Consider the following 16,659-nt stretch of genomic DNA (forward strand, 5'->3'; position numbering starts at 1 on the left):
TGGGGCAAAAGGGTGGGCTTGCCCTGTCGCAAAGGGTTAGACTGATCGAAATCCGCAGCCGGGCCGCGATTCGGCCATGGCAAGCGAAAAACATGAGGACGAGGAGGCGTGCATGAGTGATATCGCCGAATACGAACGCCGCATCGCTTTCGCGCTCGAACGGATCGGGCGCGGGGTCGAAGCGCTCAAGCAGCGCGAGGCAATGCAGGCCAAGGCAGCGCAATCCGCAGCGCAGCAAACCGAGCCGGAGGCCGCCGAGGCGGAACTGCCCCCGGTACCGGAGCCGCCGCCCGAAGTTGTCGCAGATCCGGCGGAGGTGGCCGAACTGAAAGCCGCGCTCGCCGCGGAGCAGGAAGCGAACGCACAACTCTCCGAACGCGTCCGCGCGATCCGCGAGAAACAGGACACCACGCTGGGCGCGATGGAGCGCAAATACGGCGCCGCCGTCCGGGCGCAGGAATCTGCCTTCAAGGAGGTCGCTGCCCTCAAGCAAGCCAACGCGGCGCTGGTCGCGGCCAATCGCAAGCTGATGGACGAGGGCGTGGCCTTCTCCGACGAGGCGCTGATGGCCGAGTTGCAAAGCCTGCGCGCCGCGCGCGACGGCGAAAGCGCCGAGCTTGAGCAGATCATCGCGGGTCTCGACCCGATCATCGAAGCGGCGAACCGCGAGGAGGGGACCGATGCCTGAGGTGACGATTTCCGTCGGCGGCCGCGATTTTCAGGTCGCCTGCCAAGAGGGTGAAGAACATTTCCTGCGCTCGGCTGCCGGGATGCTCGACAGCGAGGCGCAGGTGCTTCTGGGCCAGATCGGGCGCGTGCCCGAGAACCGGATGCTCTTGATGTCGGGGCTGATGCTGGCCGACAAGGCTGCGGGTATCGAGGATCAGCTGCGCGACGCGATGAACCGTCTTGGCGAATTGCAGGCGAAGATCGACGAATTGCAGTCGAACCCGGCCCATGTCGAAGTGCCGATCCTGCCGCCCGAAGTGACCGAGACGCTGGCCGAGATCGCCGCACGCGCGGAGTCGCTCGCCGACCGGGTCGAGGACGACGCGTGAGACGTACGCTATTTGGGGCGCTGCTCGCGGGCGCCGCGCTGACGGGGCCGGTGGAGGCGCAGGATGCGGCGGCGCCATCGGGGCAACACGACACGCCCGTCGAGCGGCTTGAGCCGCTCAACCCGACGACCGGCGATACGGTAGAGCCGGTAGTGACCGTCACCTATCATTGCGAGCGCGGCGCGGAAGTGCACGCGGCCTACATCAACGACACCGATCCCCAGCGCGTCGCCCTGTTCCTGCAGGGACGGCTCGTCGTGATGAGCCATATCCGCTCTGCCGACGGCGCGAGATACGCCGAGGATGGCGAGGGCGAGGCGGGTTATGTGTGGTGGACAAAGGGCCACGGCGCGATGCTCGACTGGATCGCCGAGGATGGCGAGGCGCAACCGCTGTTCCGCGCCTGTCAGGAAGACTGAGGGCCGCAACGCGATACGCGCGGCGGCCCTGAAGAAATCGTATCAGACGAACGGAAAGCGCCGCGCGCTTACTCGGCCGCCTTCATCTCGAAACCCTTTTCCAGCTGATCCGAAGGCGTGATCGGATACTCGCCGGAGAAGCAGGCATCGCAATATTGCGGGCAGGAATTGTCGCGGCCCTTGGCCTCGCCCACCGCGCGATACAGCCCGTCGAGCGAGATGAACTTGAGGCTGTCCACGCCGACCCATTCGCGCATCTCTTCCTCGGTCATCTGCGCCGCCAGCAGCTTGTCGCGGTTCGGCGTGTCGACGCCGTAGAAGCACGGCCATGCGGTCGGCGGCGAGGCGATCCGGAAATGCACCGATTTCGCGCCCGCATCGAGGATCATGTCCTTGATCTTGCGCGAGGTGGTGCCGCGCACGACCGAGTCGTCGACAAGGACCACCCGTTTGCCGCGAATGAGCGACTTGTTGACGTTCAACTTGAGGCGCACACCCATGTTGCGGATCTGCTCGGTCGGTTCGATGAAGGTGCGGCCCATATACTGGTTGCGCGTAATCCCGAGCGCGAAGGGGATGCCGCTTTCCTGACTGTAGCCGATCGCGGCGGGGGTGCCGCTGTCGGGCACGGGGCAGACCAGATCGGCCTCGACCGGGGCTTCGCGGGCCAGCTCGACGCCGATGGCGCGACGGGTCTCGTAGACCGAGCGGCCGCCGATCATGCTGTCGGGGCGCGAGAAATAGACATGCTCGAAGATGCAGAAGCGCCCGGTCGAGGGGCCGAAGGGACGCGAGCTTTCGATATGGCCGTCCTGAATGACCACCATCTCGCCCGGATCGATCTCGCGGACGAATTCCGCGCCGATGATGTCGAGCGCACAGGTCTCGGAACTGAGCACATAGCCATGTTCGCCGAGCTTCCCCAGCACCAACGGGCGCACGCCCAGCGGGTCGCGCACACCGATCAGCTTGGTGCGCGTCATCGCGACGATGGAGAACGCGCCTTCCACGCGGCGCAGCGCGTCGGCGATCCGGTCGGCGTGCTTGCGCTGGATCGAGCGCGCCATCAAGTGGATGATGCATTCGCTGTCGGACGACGACTGGAAGATCGCGCCGCGCTCGATCAGTTCGCGGCGCAGCGCGTCGGCATTGGTGAGGTTGCCGTTATGCGCGACCGCGCAGCCGCCCATCGAGAACTCGCCGAAGAAGGGTTGGATATCGCGGATCACCGCCCCCTTGGAGCCTGCGGTGGAGTAGCGCACATGGCCGATGGCGATATCGCCCGGCAGCGTTTCCATCAGGCTCGACTTGGTGAAATTGTCCCGGACGTAGCCGAAGCGGTGAGCGGAATTGAAGCCGGTTGCGGCATCATGCGCGACGATACCGCCCGCTTCCTGACCGCGGTGTTGCAGGGCGTGCAGACCAAGAGCCACGAAATTCGCGGCGTCGGAAATGCCGACCACACCAAAGACGCCGCATTCTTCCTTGAGCTTGTCGTCGTCGAAAGGATGGGCGAAGTGGGTCTTCTGGGCGGCGGGGCAGGACATGGCATCAGCTCCGTATGACGCAAGGGGAGGGCGCTTGCGCTCATTTATATGCAAACGCGAGAGGTGTTAACCCCTCGCGCCTGCAAAAACCGTCATGTGGCTGTCATCAATTCGCCGTTGCCGGGGGCAATTCGTCCGTCCGGGCCGGGGCATCGGCACCCGGAGGCGCGGGGCAGGCGGCTACGAGTTGCTCGTAGCGTTGCACGATCCAGCCGGGCGCATCGGCGGGCATCGATTCGTCGAGCTGTCCGGAGGCGCGCGAGAACACCTTGGCCGAGCGCGAGTCGTCGACCACTGGCACGGGGTCGTTGCTCATCACGCGGTCGTAGACCACGAAGGCCACCGCGACGAGGATCACGCCGCGCACCACGCCGAACAGGAAGCCAAGCCCCTGGTCGATCCCGCCAAGGGCCGAGCGTTGCACGGCGGAGGCGAACAAGGGCGTCAGGATCGAGAACACGACGAGCGCCACGGCGAAGACCACCGCGAAGCCGCCGATCATGCCCAGCTCGCAGCTTTGGCCGATGAACTTGTCGAGGCCGGGGATCTGCTGCACCAGAGGGCGCGCCTCGTTGGCGAAAATGTAAGCGACGATCGCCGCCGCGATCCAGCCGACGATGGCCAGCGCCTCACGCACGAAGCCCCGCGAATAGGCGAGGATCGCCGAAAGAATGATGACGACCGCCACGATGGCATCGACAATGGTGAACCCGTCCATTTTCGCTCCTGTGTTCTCGGCGTTATCCGGCGCCGAACATCTCCCCGGTAAAAGTCACGAGATCGCCCAGCTTGCGCAGGGACATCCCGCTCGACCCTTCGGCTTTCGTTCCCGAGGGTGCGATCGCTTGTGAAAAACCAAGTTTCGCCGCTTCTTTCAACCTGTTTTCCGCTTGACCCACGGGACGCAGCGCACCCGACAGGCTGATTTCCCCGAAAATCACCATGTCCGCTGGAAGCGCCACATCTTCGCGCGCACTGAGAAGCGCGGCGGCCGCGGCGAGGTCGGCTGCGGGCTCAACCACCCTCATCCCGCCCGCGACATTCAGGAACACGTCGAGCCCCGCGAAGGGGATGCCGCATCGCGATTCCAGCACCGCGAGAATGGTCGAGATCCGCCCGCTGTCGAGCCCGACTACGGTACGACGGGGCGAAGCAAGCGTGGAGGGTGCAACCAGCGCTTGAATCTCCGTCAGCACCGGTCGCGTGCCTTCAATTCCTGCGAAAACCGCCGATCCCGGCGCGGGTTGGCCGCGCTCCGACAAGAACAGCGCCGAGGGGTTGGCGACCTCGGCCAGACCCGCCCCGGTCATCTCGAAGACACCGATCTCGGAGGCCGGGCCGAAGCGGTTCTTCACCGCGCGCAGGATGCGGAACTGGTGGCCGCGCTCGCCCTCGAAATAGAGCACCGTGTCGACCATGTGCTCGATCACGCGCGGGCCCGCGATCTGGCCTTCCTTGGTGACGTGACCCACGAGGATGACGGCGGTGCCGCGCTTTTTTGCGAAGCTCACCAATTCGTGTGCGGCGGCGCGCAGCTGGCTTACCGAACCCGGTGCGCTGTCGACATTGTCCGACCACATGGTCTGGATCGAATCGATGATGACGAGGTCGGGGCGCTCGGCTTCCAGCGTCGTCAGGATGTCGCGAAGCGAGGTTTCAGCGCCCAGCCCGACCGGCGCGTCCGCAAGGCCCAGCCGTTGCGCGCGCATCCGCACCTGGCTCGCCGCTTCCTCTCCCGAGATATAGAGTGCCTTCACTCCCTTGCGGGCGAAGCTGGCGGTCGCCTGCAGCAGAAGCGTCGATTTCCCGATGCCCGGATCGCCACCCACGAGCACCGCCGAAGCCGCCACGAGACCGCCGCCCAGAACCCTGTCCAACTCCTCCATGCCCGATTTCACGCGGGCGGGCGGGGTTTCCTTGGTGTCGAGCGCGGTGAGCGGGATCACCTTGCCCTTAGCGCCTTTCATCCCGGAGCCGGGCGTGGTCGAGATCGGGGCTTCCTCGTGGATGGAGTTCCATGCGCCACAGGCGTCGCAACGCCCGGACCATTTGGCATGCGTCGCGCCGCACTCGGCGCAGCGGAAGATCGCGGATTGCTTGGCCATGAGGTCAGCTACGTTCCAGATTGGCGGCGATGAGGCTCGCGCATTGTTCGGGATGAGTGGCTGGCAGCATATGGCCCGCGCCCTCGACGCAGGCGACGCCCACATCGGGCAGGCGCGCGGCAATCGCCTCGGCCACTTTCGGCATCGTCGGCGGCGAGCGGTCGCCATGGATGATCATTGCGGGCGCGTCGATCTGCTCGATCCCGTCGGGCCGTGCTATCTGCGCCGGATCCGCGAAATTGGCGCGAGAGATATTCTCGACCATCGGCATGCACGCGGTGAAACGTTCGCGCTGCGTTTCGGTATAGCTGTCCCACGGCTGGCCGGTGCCCCAGTCACGCATGAAGCCGCGTGCGGCCGGCTCGTAATCGCCCGCTTCCATCAATTGCTCGAAGTGATCCTGCTTGGCGCGCAGGTCCTGCCAATCCGGGTCGTCCTCGGGCAGCGCCGCGAACAGCACCGGCTCGATCAGCGTCAGCGAGCGGACGGCCTCTGGCGCGCCGACCGCGATGCGCAGCGCAACCGAGGCGCCGAAACTATGCCCGATCAGATCGACAGGGCGCTCAATGAAGCTTGCAGCGATCCGTGTCACCTGCGTCTGGAAGCTCCCGGGCTCGCTCGCATCGCCGCGCCAGGGTGCGGATTGCCCGTGGCTCGGCTGATCGAAGGCGGTCGCCGTGATCTGCTGGCCCAACGGCATCAGCGCCTTCGCCCAGAGGTTCGAACTGCCGAGCGTGCAATGGATCGCGATCGCCGGACGTTCGCCCTGACCGAAGCTCTGCCAGAAGACTTCGGCCCCTTGTCGTTGGTCGCGCGGCATTCAGAGCGTCCCCAGGTAGTCGTCGAGCAACTCCAGGTGATCCTGCCCCCAGAACCGCTCGTCGGTGTCGGTGACGATATAGAAGGGCGAGCCGAACACGCCGGCCTCGACCGCGTCCTCGAGGTTCTTCTCGTAGGTGACCGCGCCGTCGAAGAGGCCGGTGGTCGCCAGATCGCCGTCGAAACCGTTGGCTTCCAGCGCCTCGCGGATCACCTCGTCCGAGGCGATGTCCTTGTCCTCCGCCCAGCAGGCGCGCAGGATCGCGTTGACCAGCCCGCCGACATCGCCGCCGCCCGCTTTCTGCGCCGCGATGATCGCGTAAGACGACGGTGCGGGGTTCGGCGGATAGCCGGGAGGCGTGTAGTTCATCTCCATCCCGAGCCGCTTCGACCAGCGCTTGAGCTCCTGCATCCGGTATTCCATCCGGCTCTGGTGACGCTGCGCCGGGCGCACGCCGCCGGTGCGGTCGAACAGGCCCAGAAGGTCGAGCGGTTTGTAAGTCACGTCAGCGCCGTGACGCGCCGCGATCTCTTCGAATCGCGGGCCGCCGAGATAGGCCCACGGGCTGAACGTGCCGAAATAGTAGTCGATCCGTGCCATTCATAACACTTTCTTGACAGTCGAAATTGCCGCCACGCTACCCCGGTGCTAAGGCAGGCGCAATCAAGCGAATCCCGCCGGGGCTGCCCGGCGTCACGAAGGAACTGGCCCATGTCCGTCGTCACCGAACCGAAGCTCATCTCCGGAAATTCCAACAAACCGCTCGCGCAATCGATCGCGCGCCGCATGTCGATGCATCGCGGCATGTCCGTCGGTTTGGTGGATGCGCGGGTCGAGCGTTTCAACGACGGCGAGATTTTCGTCGAGGTTTTCGAGAACGTGCGCGGCGAGGATATGTTCATCATTCAGCCGACCTCGAACCCGGCCAATGACAACCTGATGGAGCTGCTGATCATCACCGACGCGCTCAAACGCTCCTCGGCAGATCGCATCACCGCCGTGATCCCCTATTTCGGCTATGCACGTCAGGACCGCCGCACCAAGGCCCGCACGCCGATCTCGGCCAAGTTGGTCGCGAACCTACTGACCGAAGCGGGCGTTGACCGCATCCTGACGCTCGACCTGCACGCAGCCCAGATCCAGGGCTTCTTCGATATTCCGGTGGACAACCTCTACGCCTCGCCGGTCTTCGCGCTCGATATCCTGCACAACTTCAAGGGCCAGACCGACGATATCATGGTTGTCTCGCCCGACGTGGGCGGCGTGGCCCGCGCCCGTGAGCTGGCCAAGCGGATCGACGCGCCGCTCTCCATCGTCGACAAGCGCCGCGAAAAGGCGGGCGAGGTCGCGGGAATGACCGTGATCGGCGACGTGAAGGGCCAGAAATGCATCATCGTCGACGACATGGTCGACACGGCAGGCACGCTGTGCAAGGCCGCCGACCTGCTGATCGAGCACGGCGCGACCGAGGTTCACGCCTATATCTCGCACGGCGTGCTGTCGGGCCCGGCGGTCGAGCGGGTGACCAATTCGGCACTGAAGACGCTGGTCATCACCGACTCGATCGAGCCGACCGAGGCCGTGAAAGCCTGCCCGAATATCCGCATCGTGCCGACTGCGCCGATGTTCGCACAAGCGATCCTGAACACCTGGTCGGGCACCTCGGTGTCCTCGCTCTTCGAGACAGACACGCTCGTCCCGATCTACGAGGGCATGTACACTCGCGACTGAGCGGTCGCGCCGCTGGACGCGCCGCGCTCGCTTGTTTGGATCGACCCGGGGTACATGCTCCGGGTCATTTCATTTCGTCGGAAAGCCCGATGGACATCGGCGCATTCCGCGCCATTCTGGCGGCATGCGCCTTTTCGCTCTCACCGCTCTCGTCATGATCGCTTTCGCGGCCAATTCGGTGCTCAACCGGATGGCGGTGCATGATGCTGGCTGGGGGCCCGCTGCGACGGGCTTCGTGCGGCTCGCCTCGGGGGCGCTTGTTCTGCTGCTTCTCGCGATGCGGGCGAAAGGAGTGCGGGGCCTGCGTCTGCCAAGGGCGGTTCTGAGCGCCGGGGTCGCGACGCTCGCGCTCTATATCTTCGGGTTTTCCATCGCGAGCGGGCTGATCGACGCTGGCGTCGGCGCGCTGACGCTGTTCGGGATGGTGCAGATCACCATGTTCGCGGGGGCGCTGTGGCTGCGCGAGGCGATCTCGCTCTGGCGCTGGATCGGGGCGGGGCTGGCCTTCGCAGGGCTTATGGTCCTGCTCCTGCCCGCCTCGGGCGACGCCCATATCGATCCGCGCGGTTTCGCGATGATGGCGCTCGCCGGGATCGGATGGGGGCTCTATTCGCTCAACGGGCGGCGCACGCACGATCCGCTGGTCGCGACCGCGCTTAACTTCGCTCTGGCCACACCGCTGGCGCTGATCTGGATGCTCGGCGCGGGCGACTGGGGGCAGGGCGCAAGCTGGGGCTGGGCGCCCGCGATCCTCTCGGGTGCTGTGACCTCGGGGCTGGGCTATGCGCTGTGGTATCGCGTGTTGCCGCAAATCCCTGCGAGCCTCGCCGCGATCGCACAACTTTCCGTGCCTCTGATCGCGGCGCTGGGCGGGGCGGTGCTTCTGGCCGAAATCCCGTCGGCGCGCTTCTGGCTGGCCGCGGCGCTGGTGATCGGCGGCATCGCGCTCTCGCTGCGGCGGAAAACCTGAGCACAACCGTCGGATGTTCGCCGCGGAAACGTCTTGACCTCGGAACTTCCAGCGCTTCTTTAGTGTTTGACGTACGAACCTTCGAACTCAAGAGAGGACATCATGGCTTTTGAACTTCCCGATCTTCCCTATGCCCACGACGCACTCGCGGATCTCGGCATGTCGAAGGAGACCCTCGAATATCACCACGACATTCACCACAAGGCCTATGTCGATAACGGCAACAAGGCGATTGCCGGTACCGAATGGGAAGGCAAGTCGGTCGAAGAGATCGTGAAAGGCACCTATCAGCCGAACGCCGTCGCGCAGAACGGCATCTTCAACAACGCCTCGCAGCACTGGAACCACACCCAGTTCTGGGAAATGATGGGTCCGGGCAACTCGGCCATGCCGAGCGAGCTGGAAAAGGCGCTGACCGAAAGCTTCGGCTCGGTCGACAAGTTCAAGGAAGACTTCGCTGCCGCGGGCGCTGGCCAGTTCGGCTCGGGCTGGGCATGGCTCGTGAAGGACAGCGACGGTTCGCTGAAAGTGACCAAGACCGAGAACGGCGTGAACCCGCTGTGCTTCGGCCAGACCGCGCTTCTGGGCTGCGACGTGTGGGAGCACTCCTATTACATCGACTTCCGCAACAAGCGCCCGGCCTATCTGTCGAACTTCCTCGACAAGCTGGTGAACTGGGAAAACGTCGCTTCGCGCATGTAATCTCCGCGAAACGAGCGAATTGGAAGGGCGTCCCGTGGGGCGCCCTTTTTCTTTGCGCGCTTCACGACGCCCGTTTGTGAGCACGTTTGTGTGCCGGGGCGATTGCCGGGACGGAAAGACCGCTAAGCAGGAACCGCGACGCCGCCGGATCGGTTTTCTTGACAGAAACCCGTAACCAAGAGGAGGATACGATGGCTGAACGCATTCGCTCCAATGACGGCAAGCGCGAAACCGAAGAGGTCCTCGGCGAGAAGCCCGAGAATATCGAGACGCCGGAAGGGCAAGGCAGCTCGGGCGGGAACCTGAACCGCAAGGTCGGCACCCGCGATGAGAAGAAGCAGCTCGATGAAACCTCCGCAGGCACGACGCGCCCGCTCGGTGGCGACGAGCGAGATAGCGGCGAAAAGGAGAAGATGTGATGAAGAAACTCTCCAAGGGTACTTGGGTCGTCATCGCGGATGGCGAGAAGGCGCTGTTTCTGGAAAACATGATGGATGACGAGGATCCGAACCTCGTCGTGCGGCGCGTCGACGAGCAGGACAACCCGCCCGATCACGAGCAGGGCACCGACAGCCCGGGTCGGATGGCTGATGACGGCCCCGGCCAGCGCTCGGCTTTTCAGGAGACGGACTGGCACGAACTGGCGAAGATGCGCTTCGCTGACGATCTGGCCGAACATCTTTACAAGATGGTCCACAAGGGTCGGATCGAGCGGCTGGTGATCGTCGCGGCACCCCGTGTTCTGGGGGAAATCCGTCACGCGCTGCACAAGGAAGTCGCCGACGTCGTGGTGGCCGAGATCGACAAGACGCTGACCAATCACCCCCGCGACGAGATCGAGAAGCTGGTGAAAGAAGAGCTTGCGACCGTCTGATCGCGCCTCGCTGCGATTGACAGACAAAGCGCCGCGCGGTTGTTCGCGCGGCGCTTTTTTGATGGGGCTTTCCCGAAGGAGCGCTGCGGGGAAGCGGCGAGACCCGCAAGGGGAGTGCAGTGACCGGGCCTGTGATGCGGGCACATCGCGCGCGCATCGGCAGAGCGCAAGAAAACGCCGCGCGAGATGGGCGCGGCGTTCCGTCGACGGGGCAGGGCGCGCCTCAGTCGTCGCTCTCGAGGCTCTGCTTGAGCGTTTCGATGTCCGGGTCGCTGGCACGCGGCACGATCCGGTAGACCGCGTTGACGAAGCAGAACACCGCGAAGCCCAGCAATCCGACGCAGATCGCCCCGGTCAGGAATTGCCCGAACGGGTGGCCCCGCACCCAGTCAAAGACCTTGCCCAGACCACCCGCGCTCGACGGATCGTAGCGGTAGGCGGCATAAACGATAAGCGCGCCGATGATCGCGACCACCACGCCCTGCGCCGCAAGCCCCGCCTGCAGGACGAAATTGGCGCGACGGGTGACTTCGTTGGCCATCAGATGCTTCAGATAGGCCTTGGTGAGCCCCTTGTAGAGATAGTAACCGCCAGCCCCGATCACGATCAGGCCGATCACGCCGAGCGCGATACGACCCATCGGCGCGCTCAGGATCGTCGAGACCAGCTTGTTCGTCCCGCCATCGCTGCTCGCCCGCGCGACGAGCGCCGTGACCGCAATGCCGCCGATGCCGAGATGGACGAGACCGCTGACCACGAGGCCGATACGGGCGATCCACCCTTTCATCTCGGAGCCATAGGCCTCGAGATCCCAGACCGCGTCCACCACGCGCCAGATTGCGTAAGCCGCCATGCCAAGGGCGATGCCGACGAGCACCACGGCGCCCCAGCCGCTTGAGAGCTTCTCCATCACCTGTTTGGTGCCCTCGGCGCTGCCGCCATGAAAAAGCGACCAGAGCGAGACACCCGCGACGACGAGATAGACCAGACCGCGCCCGCCGTAGCCTGTGCGCATTACGGGCACTGCCCAAGCGAAATCGTCGGGATCGTGGCTGTTGGTGGCGGACATTGGCGGTCTCTCTCGGCGTTGTGAATTGACGCAGACCCAATGCGTGGACAAGCGCACAGGTTCCGCCGCGCCGTGGTCTTTCCTTTCGCCCGCCGATCGGTCAGGGTCACGCGGTTGAGAGAAGGGAATTTCGATGAACGAGGCGGTCAAAGGCTTCTGGGCGATGGTGACGACCTGCGTCATCTGGGGGCTCTCGGGTCTCTATTACAAGATGCTCGACGGGATGCCGCCGATCGAAGTGCTCGCCCATCGCACCTTATGGTCCTTCCTGTTCTTCGCCGTGATCCTCGGGTTGAAAGGCCGCCTCGGCGAGCTTTGGGCCGCGCTGGCCGAACGTCGCGGGCGCGGGGCGTTAGTGATCGCGACCGCGGCGTTTATGATATCGGCCAACTGGTTCACCTTCATCTGGTCGGTCCATTTCGGCCACGCGGTTCAGGCGTCGCTCGGCTATTACATCTTCCCGCTCGTCGCCGTCGTTCTCGGGCTGATCGTCTATCGCGAGGCGCTGAGCACGCGGCAATGGATGGCGGTCGCGCTGGCCGCCACGGCGGTCATCGTCCTGACGATCGGGCTGGGTGTCGCGCCCTGGGTTTCGCTGATCCTTGCCGCGACCTTCGGCACCTATGGGCTGATCAAGAAGGGGTTGCGCGCGGGCGCGATGGTCTCGGTCTGCGCCGAGGTGCTGCTGCTCTCGCCAGTCGCGCTGATCGTGCTCTGGGGCTATCACGCGGGATGGTGGGGCAGCGCGCCCGGCGCGGGCCATTTCGGCGGCGATTGGAAGACCACGGTTCTTTTGATCTTCTCCGGCCCGCTCACCGGCACACCCTTGCTGCTGTTCGCCTATGCGGCGCAGCGGGTGCGGATGGCAACCGTGGGTCTGGTGCAATATCTCAATCCGACGCTGCAATTCGCGGTGGCGACGCTGGCCTTCGGCGAGACGGTCACCATCTGGCACGCGATCGCGCTGGCGCTGATCTGGACGGCGCTCGCGCTCTATTCGAGCGCCAATCTGAAGATGCGCCGACCGCAGCCGGCGGCGCAGCCCGCGACGCAGCGCGGTTTAGGCGAAAGCTGAGACGAGCGCGGTTTCCAGCTCCGCCACGCTATCGACCGTCACCACCAGCTCGCGCAGCGACGGATCCGCGAAGCCCTGCTCGATGATATGGTCGATCAGGGACCCGAGCGGCGCCCAGTAGCCCTCGGTGTTGAGCAGGAAGATCGGCTTCTCGTGCAGGCCGATCTGACGCCATGTCAGCACTTCGAACAGCTCGTCGAGCGAGCCCGCTCCGCCCGGCAGTACCACCACCGCATCGGCATTCATGAACATTACCTTCTTGCGCTCGTGCATCGTCTCGGTGACGACGAATGTGGTCAGGTCACGCTTGCCGACCTCGCGGGGGAAGAGATGCTCGGGGATCACGCCGAAGGTGCGCCCGCCCGCGGTTTGCGCCGCGCGGGCGACCTCTCCCATCAGCCCGACATCGCCCGCCCCATAGACCAGCTGCCAGTCGCGCGTGGCCAGCATCTCGCCGGTGTCACGCGCCGCTGCCGCATAGGCAGGCTTCGCGCCCGAACGCGAGCCGCAATAGACACAGACGGAACGGGGAATGGTCATGACGGTGTCTCCGGAAATGCATTGTTATTGAGCGGTGATACCGGGGTTGCTAAGTTCCCTCAAGGGATCGGGTCACCTAGCCGCAGATAACAACAGGCGGCAGGGCCCTGGGGATGACGTTAAGGCGGGACTTAGATGAATGAAAACGTAACGGATCAACCGGCCGGGGGCACCGGGCTCGGTGTGGTGAAAGGGGGGGCGGCGGCGCTGCTCCTCGTGATCTTGGGGCTGGTGCTTTGGGGCGTCCTGCGCCCGGTGGAGCGCGAAGGGGCGCAACCGTCGGGCACGGAGACGACTGCCGCGACCGGTTCGGCCGAGGCTGATAAGGCGGCCGGCGGTGTGAATGCGGCGGCGAACAACGCAGCGCAAACCGCGCAAACGGGGAGCGCCGATGCGACCTCCGGGACCGCTGCGCCGCAGACGCGAAGCGCGGAGACGGTGGCGCAGGAGGCTGAAGAAGCGGCGAGCGCCGCGGCGCCGCTGGCCCAGGAACCCACCGACAAGCTGGTTGAAACGGTCAAGGATCCGGGTGCGGAGGCCGCGTCGGGAAGCTCTGCCACGGGCGCGGATATGGCGACTGACGGCACCACCGCGAAGGCGCTACGTGACGGCAAGCCGCTCGCCCAGGTGCAATTCGACGCGCTGCGGGCCGCACCCGATGGCTCGGTGACGCTCGCCGGGCGGGCGGAGCCGGGCGCGAAGCTCGATATTCTCGTCGACGGCAAGGTCGTGGCGAGCACGCAGGCCGATGGCGGCGGCAGCTTCGCCTCGCTCTTCGATCTGCCGCCCGCCGACGGCCCGCGCGCGCTCTCGCTGCGGGTCACCGGCGCGGATGGCTCCGCGCGCGACAGCGCCGAGACGCTCGTGCTGCGCGGACAGCCGAAAACCGAGAGGATTGCCTCTGCAGAGCAGAGCGTACCCTCCCAGACGCCCGTTGGGCCGGCTGCGGACGGTGCGACAGATAGTAGCGCCGATGCGACGGCCTCGGCGGCAGATGGTACGGCGATGAGCGGAAGCGCCGCGAACGGGACCGATGTTGGCACGTCCGCCGGAACTGCGACCACGACGCCCGCTACGGCGACCGAGGTGACACAATCGACGCCCACGCCGCCCGCAGCGCCGCTCATCGCCGATGCAGACGGTGCGCGGCTGCTCGCCCCGAAAAGCGATGACCTGGTGATCGATACGATCTCCTTCGGCTCGGGCGAGGTCGCACGCAGCGAAGGCCGTGGCGCACCCGAGGGCACGACGCTCAGCGCCTATCTCGACGACACGCTCGTCGCCGAGGCGCAGCCGGGCGCGGATGGGCGTTGGTCGCTCGACCTGCCGGGCTTGGGCACGGGCGAGCACAAATTGCGGATCGATGCGCAGGACGCCACAGGCAAGGTCGTCGCGCGGGCCGAGACCGGCTTCGACCAGCCCGACGAAATCCTCGTGGCGAATGCCGCCGATCCGACTGGTGCGCAGGCAGCCTCCGTGCGCGCGACCGGTGAGGTCGGCGACGCGGTGAAGGTCGTGCAGATCGTGAAGGGCAATACGCTTTGGGCGATCGCGCGCGAGGTCTATGGCGACGGGTTCCTCTATGTCCGGGTCTTCGACGCCAATCGCGACCAGATCCGCGACCCCGACCTGATCTATCCGGGGCAGGTCTTCAATATCCCGTCGCCCGAGACGGACGTCTCGGGGGCTGCGCAGTAGCGCACACACCGCTTGCATGGCTGGACTCCTTCGCGCCGCCGAGTAGGTTGCGCGCAGGTTCCACCCGTGGAGGGGCGCTGCCCCGCTCCCTGACGGGAGCCCCCGGGATATTTTCGTCAAGAGGAAGAGGAGGGCGCGATGCCTCCGGCACAGATCACGACCAAGGGCAAGATGAATGCCGAGGAGCGCGCCCGAGGTTGGCGCACGATCCGCGCGGTGCTGCCCTATCTCTGGGCGCATGAAGCCCCGTGGGTGAAGCGGCGTGTCGTCTTCGCAATGGTGATGCTGGTCTTCGCCAAGATCATCTCGGTCGCAACGCCCTTCGTCTATCGCGAGGCGGTCAACGCGCTCTCGGGCGAGGGAACCTCGGCGGCCTGGGCACTGGGCATGGGGGCGGTGGCGATCACCGTGGCCTATGGCGTCGCACGGCTGATGACGGTGGCCTTCGGCGAGCTGCGCGATGCGATCTTCGTGAAGGTGGCGCAACGCGCGCTGCGCCATCTGGCGCTGCAGACCTTCACCCATATGCATCAGCTCTCCTTACGCTATCACATCACCCGCAAGACCGGCGGCCTCAGCCGGATCATCGAGCGCGGGGTGAAAGGCGTCGAGTTCCTGCTGCGCTTCATGCTGTTCTCAGTCGGCCCGCTGATCGTCGAACTGACGCTGGTGGCGATCATCTTCGCGGTGGTGTTCGACTGGCGCTACGCGGCGGTCGTGCTGGTCACCATCGCGGCCTATATCAAGTTCACCTTCAAGGTCACCGAGTGGCGCGTGAACATCCGGCGCGAGATGAACAAGGCCGACACGGCGGCGAACCAGAAGGCGATCGACAGCCTGTTGAACTTCGAGACGGTCAAGTATTTCGGTGCGGCCAAGCGCGAGGCGGACCGCTACGACGAGTCGATGAAGGGCTACGAGACGATGGCGGTGAAGACCGGCCAGTCGCTCGCGGCGCTCAATGCCGGCCAGACGCTGATCATTACGATTGGGCTGGTTACGGTGATGGTCATGGCCGCGATGCAGGTGCAGGCGGGTACGCTGACGGTCGGCGATTTCGTCATGGTGCAGGCCTACATGATCCAGATCACCATGCCGCTGGGCTTCCTCGGCACGGTCTATCGCGAGATCCGGCAGGCACTCGTCGATATGGGCGAAATGTTCGATTTGTTGCAGCAACCGGCCGAAATTCAGGACAAAGAGGGCGCCGATGTTCTGAAAGTGAAAGGCGGGCATATCAGTTTCGACCGGGTCGAATTCGCCTATGACCCGACGCGGCCGATCCTGAAGGGGATTTCCTTCGACGTGCCTGCGGGGCAGACCGTGGCGCTGGTCGGGCCCTCGGGCTCGGGCAAATCGACGATCGGGCGTTTGCTGTTCCGGTTCTACGAGGTGACTGGCGGGGCGATCCGCATTGACGGTCAGGACCTGCGCGACGTGACGCAGGAAAGCCTGCAGCAATCGATCGGCGTGGTGCCGCAGGATACCGTGCTGTTCAATGACACGATCCGCTACAACATCGCTTACGGCCGCGCCGATGCAACGGACGAGGAGATCGTGGCGGCTGCGAAAGCGGCGCGGATCCATGACTTCGTGACCAGCCTGCCGGAAGGCTATGACACGGCGGTGGGCGAGCGCGGTCTTAAGCTTTCGGGCGGCGAGAAACAACGGGTTGGCATCGCGCGCACGATTCTGAAGAACCCGCCGATCTTGTTGCTCGATGAGGCGACCTCGGCGCTCGATACCCAGACCGAGCGCGACATCCAGATGAGCCTGAAGGCGATGGGCGAGGGGCGCTCGGTGATCACCATTGCGCACCGTTTGTCGACGGTGGCGGATGCCGATCAGATTCTCGTGCTCGACAAGGGCGAAATCGTCGAACGCGGGCGCCACGAGGAGCTTCTGGCGCAGCGCGGGCGGTATGCCTCGATGTGGGCGCGGCAATCGGCGGAAGAGGAAGACGAGGCGGAGCAGGGGGCGGCGTAACGCGTGAAGGGCGGCGCCTTACCCTTGGGTAGGCGCGACCATCCCGACGAGGCTTGGCGCTTTAT

At 65.2% G+C, this 16,659-nt stretch carries 18 protein-coding genes; 11 read left to right on the top strand and 7 right to left on the bottom strand.

Translation table 11 applies throughout. The features are described from left to right. Window positions 1-112: 112 nt before the first annotated feature. The 3 genes from B6V73_RS05465 to B6V73_RS05475 are packed head-to-tail and all read left to right on the top strand — an operon-like array spanning window position 113 to window position 1,477. Window positions 113-688 carry a hypothetical protein gene (locus B6V73_RS05465; protein ID WP_088719018.1) on the top strand — a complete coding sequence of 192 codons (576 nt, stop codon included), beginning with the start codon at window positions 113-115 and terminating at the stop codon, window positions 686-688. Next, window positions 681-1,058 (top strand): cell division protein ZapA, encoded by a 378-nt coding sequence (locus B6V73_RS05470; RefSeq protein WP_075776082.1) that lies wholly within the window; start codon window positions 681-683, stop codon window positions 1,056-1,058. Before B6V73_RS05465 ends, B6V73_RS05470 begins: the two co-directional genes overlap by 8 nt. Next, window positions 1,055-1,477 (top strand): MliC family protein, encoded by a 423-nt coding sequence (locus B6V73_RS05475; RefSeq protein ID WP_088721887.1) that lies wholly within the window; start codon window positions 1,055-1,057, stop codon window positions 1,475-1,477. Before B6V73_RS05470 ends, B6V73_RS05475 begins: the two co-directional genes overlap by 4 nt. 68 nt (window positions 1,478-1,545) lie before the next feature. Here the strand turns inward: B6V73_RS05475 and purF are convergent, their stop codons facing one another. From purF to B6V73_RS05500, 5 genes are all read right to left on the bottom strand, one after another. Next, window positions 1,546-3,024, bottom strand: a complete 1,479-nt coding sequence (gene purF / locus B6V73_RS05480) for an amidophosphoribosyltransferase (RefSeq protein ID WP_075776081.1) — start codon at window positions 3,022-3,024, stop codon at window positions 1,546-1,548. Between the two features lie 106 nt (window positions 3,025-3,130). Next, entirely contained in the window at window positions 3,131-3,742 is a 612-nt protein-coding gene (locus B6V73_RS05485; RefSeq protein WP_075776080.1) for a CvpA family protein, read from the bottom strand. Window positions 3,743-3,764: 22 nt separating this feature from the next. Continuing rightward, window positions 3,765-5,129: a DNA repair protein RadA gene (gene radA / locus B6V73_RS05490; RefSeq protein WP_088721886.1), complete on the bottom strand. Its 1,365-nt coding sequence runs from the start codon at window positions 5,127-5,129 to the stop codon at window positions 3,765-3,767. 4 nt (window positions 5,130-5,133) lie between these two features. Continuing rightward, window positions 5,134-5,949: an alpha/beta hydrolase gene (locus B6V73_RS05495; RefSeq protein ID WP_075776078.1), complete on the bottom strand. Its 816-nt coding sequence runs from the start codon at window positions 5,947-5,949 to the stop codon at window positions 5,134-5,136. After that, entirely contained in the window at window positions 5,950-6,549 is a 600-nt protein-coding gene (locus B6V73_RS05500) for a 2-hydroxychromene-2-carboxylate isomerase (protein ID WP_088719014.1), read from the bottom strand. Between the two features lie 111 nt (window positions 6,550-6,660). On the opposite strand from B6V73_RS05500, the gene B6V73_RS05505 reads away from it, so the two are divergent. From B6V73_RS05505 to B6V73_RS05525, 5 genes are all read left to right on the top strand, one after another. Beyond that, window positions 6,661-7,680 carry a ribose-phosphate pyrophosphokinase gene (locus tag B6V73_RS05505; protein ID WP_075776076.1) on the top strand — a complete coding sequence of 340 codons (1,020 nt, stop codon included), beginning with the start codon at window positions 6,661-6,663 and terminating at the stop codon, window positions 7,678-7,680. Between the two features lie 124 nt (window positions 7,681-7,804). Continuing rightward, window positions 7,805-8,650, top strand: a complete 846-nt coding sequence (locus B6V73_RS05510; RefSeq protein ID WP_075776075.1) for a DMT family transporter — start codon at window positions 7,805-7,807, stop codon at window positions 8,648-8,650. A gap of 102 nt (window positions 8,651-8,752) precedes the next feature. Then, a complete protein-coding gene (locus B6V73_RS05515; RefSeq protein WP_075776074.1) occupies window positions 8,753-9,352 on the top strand; it encodes a superoxide dismutase in 600 nt (199 codons plus the stop codon). Window positions 9,353-9,543: 191 nt separating this feature from the next. Next, window positions 9,544-9,771 carry a hypothetical protein gene (locus tag B6V73_RS05520; RefSeq protein ID WP_088719011.1) on the top strand — a complete coding sequence of 76 codons (228 nt, stop codon included), beginning with the start codon at window positions 9,544-9,546 and terminating at the stop codon, window positions 9,769-9,771. Beyond that, complete coding sequence (locus B6V73_RS05525) at window positions 9,771-10,226, top strand: host attachment family protein (protein ID WP_075776072.1); 456 nt, start codon at window positions 9,771-9,773, stop codon at window positions 10,224-10,226. The genes B6V73_RS05520 and B6V73_RS05525 overlap by 1 nt, the downstream gene beginning before the upstream one ends. A 223-nt stretch (window positions 10,227-10,449) precedes the next feature. On the opposite strand, the gene B6V73_RS05530 is transcribed toward B6V73_RS05525, so the two are convergent. After that, complete coding sequence (locus tag B6V73_RS05530) at window positions 10,450-11,295, bottom strand: DUF1206 domain-containing protein (protein ID WP_075776071.1); 846 nt, start codon at window positions 11,293-11,295, stop codon at window positions 10,450-10,452. Between the two features lie 133 nt (window positions 11,296-11,428). Between B6V73_RS05530 and rarD the strand changes: the two genes are divergently transcribed. Next, window positions 11,429-12,370 (top strand): EamA family transporter RarD, encoded by a 942-nt coding sequence (gene rarD / locus B6V73_RS05535; RefSeq protein WP_088719009.1) that lies wholly within the window; start codon window positions 11,429-11,431, stop codon window positions 12,368-12,370. Here rarD and B6V73_RS05540 read toward each other — a convergent pair. Continuing rightward, on the bottom strand, window positions 12,356-12,910 hold the full coding sequence (locus B6V73_RS05540) for a TIGR00730 family Rossman fold protein (protein ID WP_088724715.1): 555 nt from the start codon (window positions 12,908-12,910) through the stop codon (window positions 12,356-12,358). The two genes, rarD and B6V73_RS05540, sit on opposite strands and share 15 nt — an antisense overlap. Before the next feature lie 135 nt (window positions 12,911-13,045). Here B6V73_RS05540 and B6V73_RS05545 point away from each other — a divergent pair, with 135 nt between their 5' ends. Together B6V73_RS05545 and B6V73_RS05550 are read left to right on the top strand one after the other, a co-directional pair. Further along, window positions 13,046-14,608: a LysM peptidoglycan-binding domain-containing protein gene (locus tag B6V73_RS05545; protein ID WP_088724716.1), complete on the top strand. Its 1,563-nt coding sequence runs from the start codon at window positions 13,046-13,048 to the stop codon at window positions 14,606-14,608. Between the two features lie 138 nt (window positions 14,609-14,746). Then, complete coding sequence (locus B6V73_RS05550) at window positions 14,747-16,594, top strand: ABC transporter ATP-binding protein/permease (RefSeq protein WP_088719006.1); 1,848 nt, start codon at window positions 14,747-14,749, stop codon at window positions 16,592-16,594. Window positions 16,595-16,659 lie beyond the last annotated feature (65 nt).

The sequence above is a fragment of the Thioclava sp. JM3 genome, from assembly GCF_002213185.1.
Taxonomy (GTDB): Bacteria; Pseudomonadota; Alphaproteobacteria; order Rhodobacterales; family Rhodobacteraceae; genus Thioclava; species Thioclava nitratireducens.